Source organism: Streptomyces sp. R-07, from assembly GCF_049913175.1.
Lineage (GTDB): Bacteria > Actinomycetota > Actinomycetes > Streptomycetales > Streptomycetaceae > Streptomyces.
Map to the genome: position 1 here is coordinate 5,632,925 of NZ_CP183978.1, position 17,745 is coordinate 5,650,669.

Consider the following 17,745-nt stretch of genomic DNA (forward strand, 5'->3'; position numbering starts at 1 on the left):
GCCCGCCCGGGGGCTCTGCCGGCGTGGCGCCAGGACAACGGCCCCATGACACCGGGAGCGGCCGCCTGCCGGCGGCCGCAGGCCGGACGACGGGCCGGACGACGGACGGCCGCGTCACCGCGGCCCATCGCACACCGACGGCACCGCCGCCTGTGAGAGGGACGGGAATGGAACCGACCGAGAGCGCCGCCCCGGTCCCACGGCCGCACGGCCGTGTGGTCCCCCTGGGCTTTCCCTCCCGGCTGCCCGCAGCCGTGGTGGCCATCGCAGCCGTCGTGCTCGTCGCCGGGCTCCAGCGAGCCCTCAGCGCCGGCCACGGACTCTTCCCCGGCGGCGTCGCCGGCTGGTCCCTCGCCGTCCTCACCGGCCTCATCGTCGGCCACCTGGTCGCCCTCGGCCGGGACCGCTGGTGGGGCGGCACCGGCTCCGGAGGCGCCCTCACCCTCGCCGTCCTCCTGCTGTACGGCTGGGTGCCCGCCGGACTCGTCTCGCTGACCGTCGTCGCCCTGGTCGGCGCCGCCCGCCGGCACCGCTGGCGCCAGAGCCTCCTGCACGGCGCCGCCGACATCCTCGGGGTCGGCGCCGCCGCCCTCGTCCTCGCGCTCTTCGGAGACGTACCGACCGTCGACCAGCCCTGGCAGCCCCTCGACTGGACGATCGGGGACCTCCCGGAAGTCGTCCTCGCCGCGGGCACCTACCTCGTGGTCACCCGCCTCGTCCTGTGGTACACGCTCGCCCCCCAGGGCCGCGGACTGCCCACCATCGCCCGCACCGCCCTCCTCCGGCAGGGCCTCGTCGCCGTCGCCCTCCTCGGCATCGCCCCGCTCATCTGCGTCGTCGCCGCCACCCGGCCGATCCTCCTGCCGCTCTTCGCCGTCCCCCTCATCGCCCTCGACTCCACCCTCTGGATCGCCCGCGCCCGCGCCGAGGAACAGCTCCGCGACCCGCTCACCGGGCTCCCCAACCGCCAGTGGCTCCTGGAGCGGGCCTGGACCGCCCTGGAGGAGGCCGAGGGCGAAGGGGCCCGCGCCGCCCTCGTCCTCATCGACCTCGACCGCTTCCGCTCGGTCAACGACACCCTCGGGCACCTCGCCGGCGACCGGCTGCTCCTCCAGATCGCCGAACGCCTCCGCCTCGCGCTGCCCCGCGGCGCCGAGGCCGCCCGGCTCGGCGGCGACGAGTTCGCCGTCCTGCTGCCCACCGCAGACTCCACCACCAGCGCCCAGCGCGTCGCCCGCCACCTCGTCGCCGAGCTGTCCTCCCCGCTCGACCTCGACGGGCTCACCCTCGTCCTGGAGGCCAGCGCCGGCGTCGCCGTCTTCCCCGACCACGCCCTGGACGCCGAGGGCCTGCTGCGCCGCGCCGACGTCGCCATGTACCAGGCCAAGCGCGACCGCACCGGCGTCGAGGTCTACGAGTCCAAGCGCGACTCCAACACCCCCGACCGGCTCGGCCTCCTCGGCGACCTCCGCCGCGCCCTCGACGCCGGCGAGGTCGAACTCCACTACCAGCCCAAGGTCCGCTTCGACGGCCAGGTCGCCGGCCTGGAGGCGCTCGTCCGCTGGGTCCACCCGGAGCGCGGCAAGGTCCCGCCGGACGAGTTCATCGCCATCGCCGAGTCCTCCGGCCTGATGCCCCACCTCACCGAGTACGTCCTGGAGACCGCCCTCGCCCAGGTCGCCCGCTGGCGCGCCCAGGGCCTCAACGTCCCCGTCGCCGTCAACGTCTCGCCGCGCGACGTCCACACCCCCGGCTTCGCCGGCGCCGTCGCCGCCCGGCTCGCCCGCCACGGCGTCCCGGCCGGCGCCCTCCAGCTGGAGATAACGGAGCACGTGCTCCTGGAGGACCCCCAGCGGGCCGCCGACACGCTGAACGGCCTCACCGGCCACGGCGTCAAGATGTCCCTCGACGACTTCGGCACCGGCTACTCCTCCCTCGTCCATCTGCGCCGGCTGCCCGTCAGCGAACTGAAGATCGACCGCTCCTTCGTGGCCCGGCTCGCCGTCGACACCGAGGACGCCGAGATCGTCCGCTGCACCGTCGACCTCGCCCACTCGCTCGGCCTCCTCGTCGTCGCCGAGGGCGTCGAGGACGACGAGACCTGGGAGCGCCTGCGTGACCTGGGCTGCGACGCCGTCCAGGGCTGGCTGGTCGCCGCCGCCATGCCGCCCGGCGAGGCCACCGCCTGGCTCCTGGCCCGCGGCGAACACGGCTGGCGCCGCCCCGCCGACATCGCCGCCCAGGTCGACCTGGACCACCCCTCGGGCCAGGTCGTCCCGTAACGGCCGGACCGGAGCCGGGTTGGGGGCACGGGCAGCGGCACCGGAGCCATAGGATGGTTCGACACCATCAAGCTCACCCCGTGAGGATCCGCATGCCTGGCATCACGCGCGAGGAGGTCGCCCACCTCGCACGGCTGGCGCGTCTGGAGCTGAAGGGCGAAGAACTCGATCACTTCGCCGGCCAGCTCGACGACATCATCGGCGCGGTCGCCCGCGTCTCCGAGGTCGCCGACCAAGACGTACCGCCGACCTCTCACCCGCTGCCGCTGACCAATGTCATGCGCGCGGACGAGGTCCGTCCGTCGCTCACCCCCGAGCAGGCGCTCTCCGGCGCCCCGGCCCAGGAGCAGCAGCGTTTCAAGGTGCCGCAGATCCTGGGGGAGGACTAAGAAGTCATGACGGACAACAACATCATCAAGCTCACCGCGGCCGAGATCGCCGGGAAGATCGCCGCCGGCGAGCTCACCGCCGTCGAGGTCACCGAGGCCCACCTCGCCCGCATCGAGGCCGTCGACGAGAAGGTCCACGCCTTCCTGCACGTCGACCGCGAGGGCGCCCTCGCCCAGGCCCGCGCCGTCGACGAGAAGCGCGCCCGGGGCGAGAAGCTCGGCCCGCTCGCCGGTGTGCCGCTCGCGCTCAAGGACATCTTCACCACCGTCGGCATGCCGACCACCGTGGGCTCGAAGATCCTCGAGGGCTGGATCCCGCCGTACGACGCGACCCTGGTCAAGAACCTCAAGGCCGCCGACGTCGTCATCCTCGGCAAGACCAACATGGACGAGTTCGCGATGGGCTCCTCCACGGAGAACAGCGCCTACGGTCCGACCGGCAACCCCTGGGACCTGACCCGGATCCCCGGCGGCTCCGGCGGCGGCTCCTCGGCCGCCCTCGCCGCGTACGAGGCCCCGCTCGCCATCGGCACGGACACCGGCGGCTCCATCCGCCAGCCCGCCGCCGTCACCGGCACCGTCGGCGTCAAGCCGACCTACGGCGGCGTCTCCCGCTTCGGCATGGTGGCCTTCTCCTCCTCCCTGGACCAGGGCGGCCCCTGCGCCCGCACGGTCCTGGACGCGGCCCTCCTCCACGAGGCGATCGCCGGGCACGACCCGCTCGACTCGACCTCCATCGACGCCCCGGTCCCGCCGGTCGTCGAGGCCGCGCGGAACGGCTCGGTCGCCGGCATGCGCGTCGGCGTCGTCAAGCAGTTCCGCGGCGAGGGCTACCAGGCCGGTGTCGTGCAGCGCTTCGACGAGTCCGTCGAGCTGCTGAAGTCGCTGGGTGCCGAGATCGTCGAGCTGGACTGCCCGACCTTCGACCTCGCCCTCTCGGCGTACTACCTGATCGCGCCGTCGGAGTGCTCCTCCAACCTGGCCCGCTTCGACGCCATGCGCTACGGCCTGCGGATCGGCGACGACGGCACGCGGTCCGCCGAGGACGTCACCGCCCTCACCCGTGAGGCCGGCTTCGGCGACGAGGTCAAGCGCCGCATCATCCTCGGTACGTACGCGCTGAGCTCCGGCTACTACGACGCGTACTACGGCTCGGCGCAGAAGGTCCGCACCCTCATCACCCGCGAGTTCGAGAAGGCCTTCGAGGAGGTGGACGTCATCGTCTCCCCGACGACCCCCACCACCGCCTTCCCGATCGGCGAGCGCGCCGACGACCCGATGGCGATGTACCTCGCGGACCTGTGCACCATCCCGACCAACCTGGCCGGCAACGCCGCCATGTCGCTGCCCTGCGGCCTCGCGCCCGAGGACGGTCTCCCGGTCGGTCTGCAGATCATCGCCCCCGCCATGAAGGACGACCGGCTGTACAAGGTCGGCGCCGCCGTCGAGGCCGCCTTCGTGGAAAAGTGGGGCCACCCCCTGCTCGAGGAGGCTCCGTCGCTGTGAGTACCAGTGCACTGCAGAAGGCCAAGGGCTTCAAGAAGTCCAAGACCGGCACGTACCTGTCCATGGGCACCACTGCTTTCGGCGCCATCGCGGTGACGAAGCAGATCAAGAAGGCCCGCGCCGAGCACGACACGCTCAAGCTCGTCGACGCCGTCGTGTCCGCCGCCGCCATCGTCACCGGCCTCGCCATCCTGTACCGCGAGCTGAAGCGGCTCGGCGACGACGACGTCCTGCTGGGCTGAGAGGGAAGTTCCACCGTGACTGTCACTGAACTGCTGTCGTACGAAGCGGCGCTCGCCGAGTACGACCCCGTCATGGGCCTGGAGGTCCATGTCGAGCTCGGCACGAAGACGAAGATGTTCTGCGGCTGCTCGACCGAGCTGGGCGCGGACCCGAACTCGCAGACCTGCCCGACCTGCCTCGGCCTGCCCGGCTCGCTGCCGGTGGTCAACGCGATCGGCGTCGAGTCCGCCATCAAGATCGGTCTCGCGCTCAACTGCGAGATCGCCGAGTGGTGCCGCTTCGCCCGGAAGAACTACTTCTATCCGGACATGCCGAAGAACTTCCAGACCTCCCAGTACGACGAGCCGATCGCCTTCAACGGCTACCTGGACGTCCAGCTGGAGGACGGCGAGATCTTCCGCGTGGAGATCGAGCGCGCCCACATGGAGGAGGACACCGGCAAGTCCACCCACATCGGTGGCGCGACCGGCCGCATCCACGGCGCCTCGCACTCGCTGCTCGACTACAACCGGGCCGGCATCCCGCTCATCGAGATCGTCACCAAGCCGATCGAGGGCGCGGGCGAGCGGGCCCCCGAGGTCGCCAAGGCGTACGTCGCCGAGCTGCGCGAGCTGATCCGCGCCCTGGGCGTCTCCGAGGCGCGCATGGACAAGGGCCAGATGCGCTGCGACGTGAACCTGTCGCTGCGCCGCAACGGCACCAAGACCTTCGGCACCCGCTCGGAGACGAAGAACGTCAACTCGCTCCGTTCGGTGGAGCGGGCTGCGCGCTTCGAGATCCAGCGGCACGCGGCCGTGCTCACCGCCGGTGGCACGATCGTGCAGGAGACCCGTCACTTCCACGAGGACGACGGCTCCACCACCTCGGGCCGCATCAAGGACAACGCCGAGGACTACCGCTACTTCCCCGAGCCGGACCTGGTGCCGGTCGCCCCGGCCCGCGAGTGGGTCGAGGAACTGCGGAAGGGCCTGCCCGAGCTTCCCCGCGTGCGCCGCAACCGGCTCCGCGAGGAGTGGGGCGTCTCCGAGGTGGAGATGCAGGCCATCCTCAACGCGGGCGCGGTCGACGCGATCGTCGCCACGACCGAGGCGGGCGCGGACGCGGCCTCGGCCCGCAAGTGGTGGATGGGCGAGCTGGCCCGTAACGCCAACGAGCAGGGCGTCTCCCTGGAGGAGCTGTCCATCACGGCGTCCGACGTGGCCCGTGTGTCGGCCCTGGTCGCCTCCGGCGACCTGAACGACAAGCTGGCCCGTCAGGTCATCGAGGGCGTCCTCGCCGGCGAGGGCACCCCGGACGAGGTCGTCGAGAAGCGCGGTCTGAAGGTCGTCTCCGACGACGGCGCGCTCGGCACGGCGGTCGACGAGGCCATCGCGGGCAACGCGGCCATCGCCGACAAGATCCGCGGCGGCAAGGTCGCGGCGGTCGGCGCCCTGGTCGGCGCGGTCATGAAGGCCACCCGGGGCCAGGCGGACGCGGCGAAGGTCAAGGACCTGATCCTGGAGAAGCTGGGCGTCAGCGAGGGCTGATCCCGTTCTCGTACGGCTCAAGGGGGCGGCCCCGCACCGGATGTCCGGTGCGGGGCCGCCTCTTTGTGCGGGCCTTCAGTGCGGGGCCCTTGGTGCGGGTGTGCGGATCAGAAGCAGGAGATCGACGTGGTCGGCAGCAGCTGCAGGGAGCTGGCCTCGTCGCGCTGGCCGTAGCCGTTGCCGTCCACGAAGTCGTCCGACAGCCGGTCGTGGGTCACGTAGCTGCCCGGATTCACGCAGAAGTCGAGGTTCACGTAGCCGGGGTCGTAGTAGTAGTGGCTCTCGTAGCCGCCGGTGCTGGAGTTGCTGGCCGACCACGAGTTGTCGTTCACGACGTGACCGCTGGTGAAGTAGTCGTTCCTGAAGTCGTTGTCGCTGTTGAAGTAGTTGTGCACGGAGGACCCGATGCTGCCCTCGAAGAGGCAGTGGTAGCCCGAGGGACAGCTGGGGCCGGCCGACGCGGTCGACGCGGTCGCGATGCCGCCGCCCACGAGGAGCGCGGTGGCGCCGGCGACGGCGGCGAACTTCCTAGACATGGCCATGTCAATCTCTCTTTCGTTTGCGGGATTGTCGGGGAACATCCGTTCCTGGGCTCAGGAACGGAAGACTGTGGTGGTCAGCTGGTGGTCAGCACCTCGCCGGCCGCCTTGTCCTGGCGGGCCGACAGCTTCTCGAAGTCCCGGCCGACGTCGGGGTGCGCGTCCAGCCAGCGCTGCTGGACGGCGGCGAGCCGGTGGTACGCCGTGGCCAGATAGCCGGTCTCCGTCTTGCAGCGCAGGTCCGCCGCGGCGACGGGGCTGCTCCTCCGGTCCGCGTCCGAGCGCAGCGACATCTGCACCCGTACGGGATCCTCGGCCTTGACCTTGGCCCGGTCCATGCACTCTCGCCAGCGCGTGGTCGCCGTGCGGAACGCCGAGTCCTTCTCCACGTCCTTGCGTGCCTGCTCCTGCGCCTCGAAGAGCAGGATCCGCACCTGGAGCCAGCGCATCCGGCCGTCGCCGAGCAGCCGCGTCTCCGCTTCGGCGAGACAGCCGTTGCCCGGCCGGGAGACGCTCAACCGTGCGCCCATGGCCTTGACCCGCTTGGCCTCGTCGCCGAAGAGCGCCCGCGCGTACGCGTCGGTGCTCTCCGGGCTGCCGGGCTTGGGCGGCGCCTCGGAGGGCGCGGTGGGGGTCGCGCGCCGGGGCGACGTGGACTCCAGGCCGAAGGGCTGCGGGCGCTCGTCGGCGCCCGAGGTCCTGGGCGGGGGGACGGGGGCGTAGCGGTAGCCCCGTTCGGCCATGCAGGCGATGGCGACCTTCTGCTGCGCCTCGGTGGCACGCGGCTGCGGGGTGAACAGCAGGCCGGTGACGGGCGGCAGCCGGTGCAGCGCGGTCAGCTCGGCGGGGTTCGAGGAGGTCGTCGGCCTCGCTGCCGTGGCGGGCGCCGGGGTCGAACCGGAACACCCGGCGGATACGGCGAGAACCATCCCGGCGGCGATCGCGTGAACGAGCCGCCGCGACGGGACACGCCCGCGACGACGCTGCTTCGCCAGGATCTCGGGCATTTTGCCTTCCCCCGTTCTGTTGGTGAGTGAGCTGGTCCGTAAATCGAACGGTTCAGAGTCTGCGATCACCGGGGGAGTTTCGTGAACGTCCGTGCGCTGGAACGTAATTGCCCTGGTCGAAGGGGTTGAGATGCTGCGCATTCACTTCACGGGGGAAGACCTGGGGCGGATCAGGATCGCCACGGGACCCGACCCGATGTGGGAGATGCTCATGAGCCTGTACCGGCTGCGAAGACGGGACTCGGGTGTGCTCCTGGGCCCATGGCTGCGGGAGTCGCTGCCCCGAGTGCCCGCGACCACACGGTTGTTGACGGCACTCGCGCCGCCCGTCGGGTACTCGGTGGACTTCCTGACCCCGGCGGTGGGCGGGGGCCTCGGCGACCGTCTGGAGGCGCTGCGCTCCACACCCCTGCGTCAGGTGACCAAGGATTTACGGGAGTTCGACATCCAGAACCCCAAGCGGCGCCTGCCGGTCATCTGCCGCCGTGAGCTGCTGGCGGGGGAGTCCGGGGCGGTGGGCAGGCTGGCCGACGCGGCGCACGCGTACGTCGACACCGTGCTCGGTCCGTTCTGGGAGCGGATCTGGGCGCAGGTGAGCCGGGACACGGCGCGCCGCTCGGCGGTGCTCGTGGAGGGAGGCTGGGACGCGCTCCTCAGCACGCTCCACCCGTCGGCGCGCTGGGAGTACCCGGTGCTCCGGCTCGCCTTCCCCGTCGACCAGGACCTCTACCTCGGCGGCCGTGGCCTGCTGCTCCAGCCGTCGTTCTTCTGCCGCCACGCCCCGACGACGTTCGCCGACCCGACCCTCCCCCCGGTCCTCGTCCACCCGATCGAACACGAGCCCCACTGGGCCACGCCGGAGGTGGGGCCGGCGGACGGACGGCCGCTGGCGGCGCTGATCGGCCCGACGCGGGCCGTCCTGCTGGCCGCCCTCGCGGACGGCGCCGCCACGACGGGCCAGCTCGCCCGCCGCGCGGGCACCACCGCACCCAACGCCAGCCGCCATGTCGCGGCCCTGCGGGAGGCGGCACTGGTTTCCAGCCACCGCCACCGCAACACGACCCTGCACACGGTCACCAAGCTGGGCCGCGCACTCCTTGAGGGCCGCAACGTCCGCCTGTCCGTCTAGGAGGCCGCCCGGGCGACGAAGGTGCCCCAGGCGGTGGGGGAGATGCTGAAGACGGGGCTGGTCTCGCCGAGCTTGGAGTCCCGGACGTGCACGGCGGCGGGGTGGGCGGCCACCTCGACGCAGTTGCCGCCCTCGTCGCCGCTGTAGGTGGACTTGCGCCAGTCGTAGGCGACTTCGAGGCAGTCGCCGCCTTCGTCACTGCTGTAGCTGGACTTGAACCATGAAAGTTCTGCTGCGCTCATGTCACTCCTGCCAGGTGCTCCAGCAGGCCCATGGTGTCCTCGGGCGTCAGGGCCTGTGACCGCAGCATTCCATATTTGGCCTGGAGGATGCCGACCTCGTCGGGGTCGTCGATGAGGAAGCTCACCCGCTGCCCCTCGATGTAGGCGACGTGATCGTGAGCGGGTGTTTCCACGAGCACCATGGGCCCGGCGAGTCCAGCATGTCTCGTCCGTGACTTCGGGATGATCTGAAGAGCGAGGAAGGGGAGTTCGGCCATCTCGCGCAGATGGAGGATCTGCCCTCGAAGCACCTCGCGTCCGCCGATGGGCTGCTCCAGGATGGATTCGTTCAGGAGGAAGGACATCATCGGCGGCCACGGCGTTTGCTCGAAGATCCCCTGGCGATCGAGCCGGTCGAGCATCCGGTCCTCCGCCTCCTGTGGAGTGATCGGCGGATACAGGCAGTCGAAGACCGCGCGGGCGTATTCGGCGGTCTGAAGCAGGCCGGGGACCACCCCGTTCTGATACGAACAAAGGCTGAGCGCCTGCGCCTCCAGCTCGATGAACTCCTGGGCGAACGCCGGATACCGCTCCTTCTTCGGTGCCTTCCCGACCGCCACCGCCAGCGCGCCGCCCGTGTTCAGGATGCCGTCCAGCTCACCCGCGAGCCCGAGCCGCAGCGCCCGGCGCCCCTGCTCGATCGAGCCCAGCGTCTCCAGCGCCACGCACGCCTGGGTGGCCAACTGGGGCTGGGTCAGGCCTGCTTGCTTCCGATAAAGCGCCACCAGGGCGCCGACCACTTCCCATGAGGGGACCTTCTTCCTGGAGTTCGTGCCGCGCTGCATGATCGGTGCCTTCCCCGCTCCGTACGTACTCGACGCGTTCCGGCCCCGTACAAAGAATTTGTACGGCTCGATGCCCTGGGGCGCGTGGGGCGCGAGACGTCACCGTGATCGCCATGAGCGACCGACTCCCCCTGTTCCGCGAGGCCTTCTACCGTCGTGAACGCCGATCCGTGCCCCTCGCCCGCGACTTCACCCGCAAGGCGCTGGCCGACTGGGGGCTGGACGGACGCGCGGACGACGTACTGGTGTGCGTGAGCGAGCTCGCCACCAACGCGCTGCTCCACGGTGTGCCGCCCGGCCGCGGTTACCGCCTCCACCTCTACCTGGAGCGCCCCGGCCCCCTCCGTATCGAGGTCCACGACAGCGGCGACGGCACCCCGGCCGCCCGCGAGCCCTCCGGCGAGTCGGGCAGGGGCCTCCTCCTCGTGGGTGCCCTCGCGGACCGCTGGGGCGTGGGCACGCGCAACCCCGGCAAGATCGTCTGGTGCGAGTTCGCGTCCTCGTGTCCCTAGCCGGCAAGCAGCCCGAGGAGTCGGCGGACCGCCTCCGCCACCGGGACGCCGACCTCGCCGACGAGGGCGGCGACGCCGGAGACCGTGCCGAGCGCCCGGCGGAAGGCGCCGGGCGGTGCGTCGTCGCCCTCGCGGATGGTCTCCAGGGACGCGTCGAGGACCATGCGGTCCTCGGCGGACACCTGACCCCGGAGGGTCTCGATCGCGCGGATCACGGCCTCGTAGACGACCTGCGGGTCCTGCGCGGCCTGCTGGTTGTTCTCGATCCGGCCGACGGCCCCGTCCCCGGACGCGTTGTAGAAGTCGCGCATGTTGCTGATGTGGAACTCACCGTTGCCGGTCACTGCCCCATCCTCCCCACGCTGCCCGCACCGGACGCGTTGTAGAAGTCCCGCATGCTGCCGATGTTGTAGGTGGTCATCTGCTTGACGAAGCCGGGGAAGGCCGGGTCGTCGATGGCCCGCATGATGTCGCGCACGAGCTCGTGCACCTCGTTGCGGTCCACGCTGGCCAGCAGCGTGCGCGGGTTGCCCGAGGTCTCGATGACCAGCGCGTAGTACGTCTTCGTGATCAGGACGAGGATCAGCTGGAGGAGGAAGGCCGCCCCGAGCACGCTCGCGGTCACGGTCACCCCCTGGGTGATCAGCTCCCGGTCGCTGCTCGACACCTCACCGTGCTGGGCGACGGCGAGCCCGCCGGCCGCCAGGAGCGCCGTGATCAGCACGTACTTCAGGAAGCGCCCCACGGCCTTCGCACGCTCGGGCTTGATCTTGACCGTCGTGGCCCGGGCGATGTTCTGCAGGGGGTACGCCTCGGCACCGATCCAGAGAACCCGCTTGCTGACCTCGACCCTGATGACCTTGCGTCTGGCCATACGACTTCCCCTCATGCAGCGCCGTGGCCGTGCGTCGCGCTCAGGATGCTCGCGAACCCCGCCGGTCAGCAAGGGAAATCCCCGATGACGGGCCGCGCCGCCATGTGAGAGGCTCCGCTCCGCTCTGCCGAGCCTGGCGGGGCAGGGGAGGGGACAGGAAGTGTCGGTGGAACCCACGGACTACGTCGCTCGGCTGCGCGCGCAGGCGAACGATCCGGGACGCGAGGAGGCGCTGCGGCGCGACCGGACGGTACGGCGCCGCAAGGTCGCGCTGGCGGCCGGTGCCGGGGTGCTGCTCCTCGGCGGGTTCGGGTTCTGGCTGGCCGACGTGACGGAGGGGGAGCGGCCGCCGTACGAGCCGTTCGGCGCGGGGGCGCTCCGTGAGGAGGTCTGGCCCCTGGAATGGCCGTACACGGTCGACATGCCGTTCCGGAACTCGCCCGCGGTCGGCTGGGAGGAAGACGCCGACGGAATCCACGTCCCCGTGGCCATGCCGTCCGGCGGGCTCACCGCGAAGGACATCAGCGCCGTGTTGGAGGACGTGAAGACCCTGCTCGTCGAGACCAACCTCTCGGAGGAGACCCTGGCAGGCGCCGAGCCCGCGGCGGCGCTCGCCCTGCTCGATCCGCGCGGAGCCGGCGCCGCCGTCCGGAAGGACATGGTCACCCACTTCGATCCCCAAGAGGTGTACGCGGCCGAGACCGGCATCAGGACGCGGGGCGCGATGACCTACGAGGTCTCGGCGGCGGGGGAGCTGGTGGTCCACGTCGACTACGCCTTCGTCTACCCGCTGGTGCGGGCAGATGTCGGCCACGACGTGCTCCCGGGCGTCCCCGAGGTGGCGCGGATCGCCGTACGGCGCCAGTTCACGGTCACGTCGAGGGGCGGGAAGCTCGTCCTGGGCGCGTACGCGAGCGAGGTCGGCAACCACGACTGCTCGGCGCCGAAGGACGGCTACCTCCACCCGCTCTTCGCCGAGGGGCGGTGGAAGGCGGGAGAGGCGGCCAAGGGGGCTCGCGTCGACATGTACGAGATGTACGACGAGAAGCGCGTCCTCCCGGGCGGCCCCGGTCACTGCGTCATCCCGACCGGGACCTGACGCTCAGGGGGGCGCGGTGGCGGGCGGACGTTCGTGGCCGGAAGCGAAGGTCCAACGATTGTCCGTGACGTCGCTGAGTGCGGTGATTGTCGGGTAAAGGGCGGTCACGCACGTGCCGGTCGCACTACGGTCCGAAGTCATGAAGCTGGGCGTGCAGGTGAAGTTGCTGCCGACGCCCGGGCAGGCGTTGGCGCTTGAGGCGACCCTGCGCGCGTGCAACCAGGCTGCCACCTACACCTCACAGGTTGCCTTCGCCAAGGGAAAGAAGGGGCGGTACGACGCGCGTACGGTGTCGATCTGGACCGTGGACGGGCGGTCGAAGGGGATCCGCTCTGCCTGCTCCTCCAGTCAGCTCGCCACGCTGGTCGCCTACCGAAAGGGCGAGAGCGACCTGATCCGGCGTGGCGGGAAGTGGTTCCTGATCGTGGCCGTTCCACCAGCTCGGACAGCACCTCGCTTACAAAGCAAGGAAGGCCGGGGTGCCGTTCATCGAAGTGGACGCTGCCTATACCTCGCAGCATTGTCCGCGCTGTGGGCACACCGAACGAGCCAACCGGCTCACTCGGGACCAGTTCGGCTGTCGTCGGTGCGGGCTCGCTGGCCCGGCCGACGTCGTCGCCGGGGTCAACGTGCGCGACCGCGCACGCTCGGCGTGGGTGTTCGTCACCGCACCCGCACCCTCCCCTTGAACGTGGGGAGGGTGGATGCGACCCGTGACCGTCCTGTCGTAGGAGGCAGTCGGGGGCGCGACGAAGTGTGCACGGCCGAGCGCGCAAGCTCGGCTCGCACGGCTGAGAAGGTGACCGACAACAACATCGAGCTCTCCGCCCGAGACCTTCGACCACACCTTCGTGATCTCCTCCTGGAGGAGCTGACCGGGATCGAGGAGCCCCACATCACCCCCTGGCGGCGGACCGTCACCGGCGACCTCACCTCCGCCTTCGACTTCCACCGGACCCGCCGGCCGTCGAGCAGCCCGGCCCGATCCCGCCCTTCACCGGCCGCTGGCGGCCCCAGCCGCCGGCCGCGCAGCGGATGCCCGTCCAGGAGCCCGGCGTCCGCCCCGCCCGCCCGCTGCCGTACCAGCCGGACGCCTCCGCGACGACCGGTGCCGGTTCCGTGACGGTCGCGCTCCGCAACACGGGGAAGGCGAGCGCGCACTTCGCGCGCTACCCGTACGCGGGCGAGTTCACCGTCCCGCAGCACCAGGACGTCAGGGGGGAGGGGGAGTGGACCGTCCCCGTTCCGGGTGATCATTACCGCTTCACGATCACCGGCCCCAACGGCTTCCGGCGCGAGTTCGAGGGCCCCGCGGCGGGCGGCGCCGAGCTCGCCACCCGGGTCGACCACCACGACCGCGACCTGCACCTCACCGTCCGGAACACCGGATCCGCCCCGCTCGCCTTCGACCTCAGGCCGCTCGGTACGTGGACGAGGACGACCTCGCCGACTGGACCCGCACCGTCACCGTGAAGCCCGGGAAGACCCGTACCGTCGTCCACTCGGCCGCCGACGCGCACGGCTGGTACGACCTCGAGGTGACCGCACCCGGTGGCTTCCGCCGCCGCCTCATGGGCCACATCGAGAACGGCCGCGCCGGCGTCTCCGGCTGAGCACCCACGGTGACCCGGGTGGGCGGGGGTCCGGGACGGAAGTCCCGAGTCCCCGCCCATACCTGTGAGCATCGACACGAAAGGGGCAAACGATCACGTTTGGCTGCGACAGTGGGCGCGTGGGCGCAGGCAGGTCATGCGTCAGGTCATGCGTTCTTCTCGGGCAGCTCCCGTGCAAGATCCACGAACCACCCAGGGAGCACGTCCTTTGGCAGCCATCGCCCGATGGTGCATCCGGCACCGTCTCGTCGTCGTCCTCCTGTGGCTCCTCGCGCTCGGCGGGACCGCCGCCGGCGCGACCCTCGCCGGCAGCGCGTACTCCAACGACTACGAGGTCCCCGGCACCGAGTCGGGCCGGGCCACCGCCCTCCTCGACCGCGGCTTCCACGGCCTCGGCGGCGACACCGACACCATCGTCTGGCACAGCGACCGGGGCAGCGTCCGCGCCGACGCCGTGGAACGGCGCATGACCGCGATGCTCGACGAGGTCACCGACCTCCCCGGCATCGCCGCCGTCACCTCCCCGTACGGCGACACCGCGGGACAGATCAGCGAGGACGGGCACACCGCCTACGCCACCGTCACCTTCGGCGCGCAGTCCGACGACATCCCCGAGGCCCAGGCCCAAGCCCTCGTCGACACCGCCGGAGCCGCAGCCACCGACGACCTCCAGGTCGAGCTCGGCGGCAGCGCCGTCGCCCTCACCGAGGCCCCCGGCGGGCACATCGCCGAGATCGTCGGCGTCGCCGTCGCGGCCGTCGTCCTCTTCCTCGCCTTCGGCTCGCTCGCCGCCTCCGTGCTCCCCATAGCGACCGCGCTCGTCAGCGTCGGCATCGCGTACTCCGGGATCGTGCTCCTCGGCCATCTGATGACCGTCGCCGACTTCGCCCCCATGCTCGGCATGCTCGTCGGCCTCGGCGTCGGCATCGACTACGCCCTGTTCATCGTGACCCGGCACCGCAGAGGCCTCAAACGCGGCCTCTCCGTCGCCGAGGCCGCCGAGACCGCCGTCGCCACCACCGGCCGCGCCGTCGTCTTCGCGGGGGCCACCGTCTGCATCGCCCTCCTCGGCATGCTGATCCTTCAGCTCAGCTTCCTCAACGGCGTCGCCATCGCGGCCTCGCTCACCGTGCTCCTCACCGTCGCCGCCTCCGTCACCCTGCTGCCGGCGCTGCTCTCGTTCATCGGCACCCGGGCGCTGTCCCGGCGCGAACGCCGGGTGCTCGCCGAGCGCGGGCCGCAGCCCGAGCTGCCCACCGGCTTCGCCGCCCGCTGGTCCGCCTTCGTCGAGCGGCACCCCAAGCTCCTCGGAGGGGTCGCCGTCCTCGTCATGGGCGTGCTCGCGCTGCCGACCCTCTCGCTCCACCTCGGCACCTCCGACCAGGGCAACAGCCCGGCCACCGCGACCACGCGCAAGGCGTACGACCTGCTCGCCGAGGGCTTCGGCCCGGGTGTCAACGGGCCCCTCACCCTCGTCGCGGGACTCGACGGCGCCGACGACCGGGGCGCCCTCGACCAGCTGCCGGCCGTCCTCACCGCCACCAAGGGCGTCGCGTCCGTCTCCCCGGTCACGTACAACAGCGCGGCCGACACCGCCGTCCTCACGGTCGTGCCCGACTCCTCGCCGCAGTCGAAGGCGACCAGCGAGCTCGTCGACCGGCTCCGCGAGGACGTCCTCCCGAAGGCCGAGGCGGGCACCTCCCTCGACGTGCACGTGGGCGGCGTCACCGCCTCGTACGACGACTTCGCCGAGATCATCGTCGGCAAGCTGCCGCTCTTCGTCGGCGTCGTCATCGCCCTCGGCTGTCTTCTGCTCCTGCTGGCCTTCCGCTCGATCGGCATCCCGCTCAAGGCCGCCGTCATGAACGTCGCCGCCGTCGCCGGCGCCTTCGGCATCGTCGTCGCGATCTTCCAGTGGGGCTGGGGGAGCGAGCTCCTGGGCCTCGGCAGCGCGGGACCGATCGAACCCTTCCTCCCCGTGATCATGGTCTCCGTCCTCTTCGGGCTCTCCATGGACTACCAGGTCTTCCTGGTCAGCCGGATGTACGAGGAGTGGCTGGAGACCGGCGACAACCGGCGGGCGGTCCGGGTCGGCCTCGCCGAGACCAGCCGGGTGATCAACTCCGCCGCGGTCATCATGATCTCCGTCTTCCTGGCCTTCGTCCTCAGCGGCGACCGGGTCATCGCGATGTTCGGCATCGCGCTCGCGGCGGCGGTCGCCCTCGACGCCTTCGTCCTGCGCACGCTCCTCGTGCCCGCGCTCATGCACCTGCTCGGCGGCGCGAACTGGTGGCTGCCGAAGTGGCTCGACCGCCTCCTGCCCCGCATCAGCATCGAACCGCCCGAGTGCCGGGAGGCCGCGGACGCCCGTGCGAAGATCCCCGTACAGCGTGTGACGGTTCCGACTGCGGAGGAGAACGACGATGTTCGCGATATCGCTGGGTGACGACGGCGCCGAGCTCAGGCCCCTGGAGCCCTGGCAGGCCGAGGAATTCCTCACCCACATGGACCGGGGCCGGGAGTTCGTCGGACAGCACATCGGCCTCCCCGACGTCGTCGCGGACCTCGACTCCGCCCGCGCCTACCTCACCTCGTACGCCGAGAAGGCCGCGAGCGACACCGGCCGCCTCTACGGCATCTGGACCGGGGGCACCCTCGTCGGCGGCGTCCTCTTCCGGACCTTCGACGCCGCGAACGGGACCGCCGAGGCCGGCTGCTGGCTGGAGCCCTCCGCCGCCGGGAAGGGACTGATCACCCGGGCCTGCCGGGCCATCATCGACTGGGCGATCGAAGAGCGCGGCATCCACCGCGTCGAGTGGTACGCCTCCACGAAGAACCTGCCGAGCATCGCCGTCGCCCGCCGCCTCGGCATGACGAAGGAGGGCGTGGTGCGGGAGAACTACCTGTACCGCGGCACCCGCGCGGACACGGAGATCTGGGCCGTCCTCGCCCCCGAGTGGCGCGCGGCGAAGGCGTCTTAAGGCCGCTCTCATGTGGGCCCCCTAGCGTGCGCCGCATGGACACCAAGACGACCGAGAAGACCGAGACCGAGACCGAGACGGCCGAGACGGAGAAGACCGACGACGCCGCGGAGGTGTCGGCCGCCGAGCCCGCCGAGACCGCCGTGGACTCCGTGGACGACGCCGTGGAGCTTCTCGACGAGCAGGCGGACGCCGAGGACGACGACGAGCAGGACGACGAGGCGGCCTCCCCGGAGGCCACCGGCATCGGTGCAGGCGCCGCGGCCGTGGTCTCCGCCGCCCTCTCCGCCGTCGCCCTCACCGGCACCTGGACCGGGAAGGTCGTCGCCGAGCGCGAGACGCTCATCGGGCAGATCAAGACCTCCGGCGGCGGCACCCCGGCCCAGCAGATCAACGAGATCTACGGCGACGCCTGGCACAGCACCGCGCTGGTGAACGGTGTCTTCGCCCTCCTCGCCCTGATCGTCGCCGTCCTCGTGCTCACCCTGCCCCGCCGCCCCGCCTGGGTCCGCGCGGTCGCCGTGGCCGGCGCCGTCCTGGGCGGCCTCGGTCTGCTCCTGTCGGTCGGTACCTACTTCGACCTGTTCCTGAGCCTCCCGACCACCGGCTCCTGAGGTCCCTACGGCGTCGCCTAAGGCCCCCCCCAGGACCCTCCTAAGGACCCCCGTACCCCGAACATGCGGCACTCGCCCGATGTGACGGCACCCCCTGGGAAACGAAAGTAGAGGCATCGCAAGAGAGCGATACCGAAACCGAGAAACCCAGGGAGCACACGATGTTCGAGTACGAACTCCAGCGCATGAACCACGCCGAGCTCATCCGCGAGGCCGCCGCCCAGCGTCTCGGCCACGAGGCCGCCGCGGCCGCCGGCGCCGGCCGGGGCCTGCACCTCTTCGGCCGCTGGATCGGGGGTCACCACACGGAGGAGCAGGCGGCCGACGGCGGTCGCGGTCACTTCGTCCGGGCCGCGTGACCCCCG

At 71.3% G+C, this 17,745-nt stretch carries 19 protein-coding genes and 1 pseudogene; 14 read left to right on the top strand and 6 right to left on the bottom strand.

Features of this window, described 5'->3' with window-relative positions; all coding sequences use genetic code 11:
* Window positions 1–167 precede the first annotated feature (167 nt).
* The 5 genes from ACN9M0_RS26000 to gatB all read left to right on the top strand — a co-directional run bounded on the left by ACN9M0_RS26000 (window position 168) and on the right by gatB (window position 5,946).
* A complete protein-coding gene (locus ACN9M0_RS26000; RefSeq protein ID WP_366035986.1) occupies window positions 168–2,282 on the top strand; it encodes a putative bifunctional diguanylate cyclase/phosphodiesterase in 2,115 nt (704 codons plus the stop codon).
* A 92-nt stretch (window positions 2,283–2,374) separates the two neighbouring features.
* Window positions 2,375–2,671 carry an Asp-tRNA(Asn)/Glu-tRNA(Gln) amidotransferase subunit GatC gene (gatC, locus tag ACN9M0_RS26005; RefSeq protein WP_015036350.1) on the top strand — a complete coding sequence of 99 codons (297 nt, stop codon included), beginning with the start codon at window positions 2,375–2,377 and terminating at the stop codon, window positions 2,669–2,671.
* Window positions 2,672–2,677: 6 nt separating this feature from the next.
* Window positions 2,678–4,177: an Asp-tRNA(Asn)/Glu-tRNA(Gln) amidotransferase subunit GatA gene (gene gatA / locus ACN9M0_RS26010; protein ID WP_399696022.1), complete on the top strand. Its 1,500-nt coding sequence runs from the start codon at window positions 2,678–2,680 to the stop codon at window positions 4,175–4,177.
* On the top strand, window positions 4,174–4,419 hold the full coding sequence (locus ACN9M0_RS26015; RefSeq protein WP_366035984.1) for a hypothetical protein: 246 nt from the start codon (window positions 4,174–4,176) through the stop codon (window positions 4,417–4,419). Before gatA ends, ACN9M0_RS26015 begins: the two co-directional genes overlap by 4 nt.
* 15 nt (window positions 4,420–4,434) lie before the next feature.
* The gene (gene gatB / locus ACN9M0_RS26020; protein WP_366035983.1) at window positions 4,435–5,946 is read left to right on the top strand and encodes an Asp-tRNA(Asn)/Glu-tRNA(Gln) amidotransferase subunit GatB; all 1,512 of its coding nucleotides are present in this window, start codon (window positions 4,435–4,437) and stop codon (window positions 5,944–5,946) included.
* Between the two features lie 107 nt (window positions 5,947–6,053).
* On the opposite strand, the gene ACN9M0_RS26025 is transcribed toward gatB, so the two are convergent.
* Window positions 6,054–6,488, bottom strand: coding sequence for a hypothetical protein (locus ACN9M0_RS26025; RefSeq protein ID WP_366035982.1), 435 nt, complete (start codon window positions 6,486–6,488; stop codon window positions 6,054–6,056).
* Window positions 6,489–6,562: 74 nt separating this feature from the next.
* Complete coding sequence (locus ACN9M0_RS26030; RefSeq protein ID WP_426404302.1) at window positions 6,563–7,492, bottom strand: hypothetical protein; 930 nt, start codon at window positions 7,490–7,492, stop codon at window positions 6,563–6,565.
* A 130-nt stretch (window positions 7,493–7,622) separates the two neighbouring features.
* Here ACN9M0_RS26030 and ACN9M0_RS26035 point away from each other — a divergent pair, with 130 nt between their 5' ends.
* Complete coding sequence (locus tag ACN9M0_RS26035; RefSeq protein ID WP_426404303.1) at window positions 7,623–8,621, top strand: winged helix-turn-helix domain-containing protein; 999 nt, start codon at window positions 7,623–7,625, stop codon at window positions 8,619–8,621.
* Here the strand turns inward: ACN9M0_RS26035 and ACN9M0_RS26040 are convergent.
* Entirely contained in the window at window positions 8,618–8,863 is a 246-nt protein-coding gene (locus tag ACN9M0_RS26040; RefSeq protein WP_426404304.1) for a DUF397 domain-containing protein, read from the bottom strand. The two genes, ACN9M0_RS26035 and ACN9M0_RS26040, sit on opposite strands and share 4 nt — an antisense overlap.
* Complete coding sequence (locus ACN9M0_RS26045) at window positions 8,860–9,687, bottom strand: helix-turn-helix domain-containing protein (protein WP_399696018.1); 828 nt, start codon at window positions 9,685–9,687, stop codon at window positions 8,860–8,862. The genes ACN9M0_RS26040 and ACN9M0_RS26045 overlap by 4 nt, the downstream gene beginning before the upstream one ends.
* Before the next feature lie 113 nt (window positions 9,688–9,800).
* Between ACN9M0_RS26045 and ACN9M0_RS26050 the strand changes: the two genes are divergently transcribed.
* Complete coding sequence (locus ACN9M0_RS26050) at window positions 9,801–10,199, top strand: ATP-binding protein (RefSeq protein WP_366035977.1); 399 nt, start codon at window positions 9,801–9,803, stop codon at window positions 10,197–10,199.
* Here ACN9M0_RS26050 and ACN9M0_RS26055 read toward each other — a convergent pair.
* Together ACN9M0_RS26055 and ACN9M0_RS26060 are read right to left on the bottom strand one after the other, a co-directional pair.
* Window positions 10,196–10,543: a hypothetical protein gene (locus tag ACN9M0_RS26055; RefSeq protein WP_366035976.1), complete on the bottom strand. Its 348-nt coding sequence runs from the start codon at window positions 10,541–10,543 to the stop codon at window positions 10,196–10,198. The genes ACN9M0_RS26050 and ACN9M0_RS26055 overlap by 4 nt on opposite strands.
* The gene (locus ACN9M0_RS26060; protein ID WP_399696016.1) at window positions 10,540–11,073 is read right to left on the bottom strand and encodes a DUF6232 family protein; all 534 of its coding nucleotides are present in this window, start codon (window positions 11,071–11,073) and stop codon (window positions 10,540–10,542) included. The genes ACN9M0_RS26055 and ACN9M0_RS26060 overlap by 4 nt, the downstream gene beginning before the upstream one ends.
* A 166-nt stretch (window positions 11,074–11,239) precedes the next feature.
* Here ACN9M0_RS26060 and ACN9M0_RS26065 point away from each other — a divergent pair, with 166 nt between their 5' ends.
* The 7 genes and pseudogenes from ACN9M0_RS26065 (at window position 11,240) to ACN9M0_RS26095 (ending at window position 17,739) form a co-directional block, all read left to right on the top strand.
* Complete coding sequence (locus ACN9M0_RS26065) at window positions 11,240–12,172, top strand: hypothetical protein (RefSeq protein WP_366035974.1); 933 nt, start codon at window positions 11,240–11,242, stop codon at window positions 12,170–12,172.
* 479 nt (window positions 12,173–12,651) lie between these two features.
* Complete coding sequence (locus tag ACN9M0_RS26070; protein WP_426404305.1) at window positions 12,652–12,861, top strand: zinc ribbon domain-containing protein; 210 nt, start codon at window positions 12,652–12,654, stop codon at window positions 12,859–12,861.
* A 141-nt stretch (window positions 12,862–13,002) separates the two neighbouring features.
* Window positions 13,003–13,785: pseudogene (locus ACN9M0_RS26075) on the top strand (phospholipase domain-containing protein); the annotation flags it as partial.
* Window positions 13,786–13,993: 208 nt separating this feature from the next.
* Window positions 13,994–16,231 (top strand): MMPL family transporter, encoded by a 2,238-nt coding sequence (locus ACN9M0_RS26080; RefSeq protein WP_426404306.1) that lies wholly within the window; start codon window positions 13,994–13,996, stop codon window positions 16,229–16,231.
* Window positions 16,209–16,766, top strand: a complete 558-nt coding sequence (locus ACN9M0_RS26085; protein WP_366035971.1) for a GNAT family N-acetyltransferase — start codon at window positions 16,209–16,211, stop codon at window positions 16,764–16,766. Before ACN9M0_RS26080 ends, ACN9M0_RS26085 begins: the two co-directional genes overlap by 23 nt.
* Window positions 16,767–16,801: 35 nt before the next feature.
* Window positions 16,802–17,380 (top strand): hypothetical protein, encoded by a 579-nt coding sequence (locus tag ACN9M0_RS26090; protein WP_426404307.1) that lies wholly within the window; start codon window positions 16,802–16,804, stop codon window positions 17,378–17,380.
* Window positions 17,381–17,541: 161 nt separating this feature from the next.
* Window positions 17,542–17,739: a hypothetical protein gene (locus tag ACN9M0_RS26095; protein ID WP_366035969.1), complete on the top strand. Its 198-nt coding sequence runs from the start codon at window positions 17,542–17,544 to the stop codon at window positions 17,737–17,739.
* The last annotated feature ends 6 nt before the right edge of the window (window positions 17,740–17,745 follow it).

What these genes read in the sequence shown, in the direction of transcription:
- gatA (WP_399696022.1), top strand. Translation starts at nt 2,678, where the DNA reads ATGACGGACAACAACATCATCAAGCTCACCGCGGCCGAGATCGCCGGG.
- ACN9M0_RS26025 (WP_366035982.1), bottom strand. Translation starts at nt 6,488, where the DNA reads ATGGCCATGTCTAGGAAGTTCGCCGCCGTCGCCGGCGCCACCGCGCTC.
- ACN9M0_RS26035 (WP_426404303.1), top strand. Translation starts at nt 7,623, where the DNA reads ATGCTGCGCATTCACTTCACGGGGGAAGACCTGGGGCGGATCAGGATC.
- ACN9M0_RS26050 (WP_366035977.1), top strand. Translation starts at nt 9,801, where the DNA reads ATGAGCGACCGACTCCCCCTGTTCCGCGAGGCCTTCTACCGTCGTGAA.
- gatC (WP_015036350.1), top strand. Translation starts at nt 2,375, where the DNA reads ATGCCTGGCATCACGCGCGAGGAGGTCGCCCACCTCGCACGGCTGGCG.
- ACN9M0_RS26030 (WP_426404302.1), bottom strand. Translation starts at nt 7,492, where the DNA reads ATGCCCGAGATCCTGGCGAAGCAGCGTCGTCGCGGGCGTGTCCCGTCG.
- ACN9M0_RS26085 (WP_366035971.1), top strand. Translation starts at nt 16,209, where the DNA reads ATGTTCGCGATATCGCTGGGTGACGACGGCGCCGAGCTCAGGCCCCTG.
- ACN9M0_RS26040 (WP_426404304.1), bottom strand. Translation starts at nt 8,863, where the DNA reads ATGAGCGCAGCAGAACTTTCATGGTTCAAGTCCAGCTACAGCAGTGAC.
- ACN9M0_RS26000 (WP_366035986.1), top strand. Translation starts at nt 168, where the DNA reads ATGGAACCGACCGAGAGCGCCGCCCCGGTCCCACGGCCGCACGGCCGT.
- ACN9M0_RS26045 (WP_399696018.1), bottom strand. Translation starts at nt 9,687, where the DNA reads ATGCAGCGCGGCACGAACTCCAGGAAGAAGGTCCCCTCATGGGAAGTG.
- ACN9M0_RS26060 (WP_399696016.1), bottom strand. Translation starts at nt 11,073, where the DNA reads ATGGCCAGACGCAAGGTCATCAGGGTCGAGGTCAGCAAGCGGGTTCTC.
- ACN9M0_RS26090 (WP_426404307.1), top strand. Translation starts at nt 16,802, where the DNA reads ATGGACACCAAGACGACCGAGAAGACCGAGACCGAGACCGAGACGGCC.
- ACN9M0_RS26095 (WP_366035969.1), top strand. Translation starts at nt 17,542, where the DNA reads ATGTTCGAGTACGAACTCCAGCGCATGAACCACGCCGAGCTCATCCGC.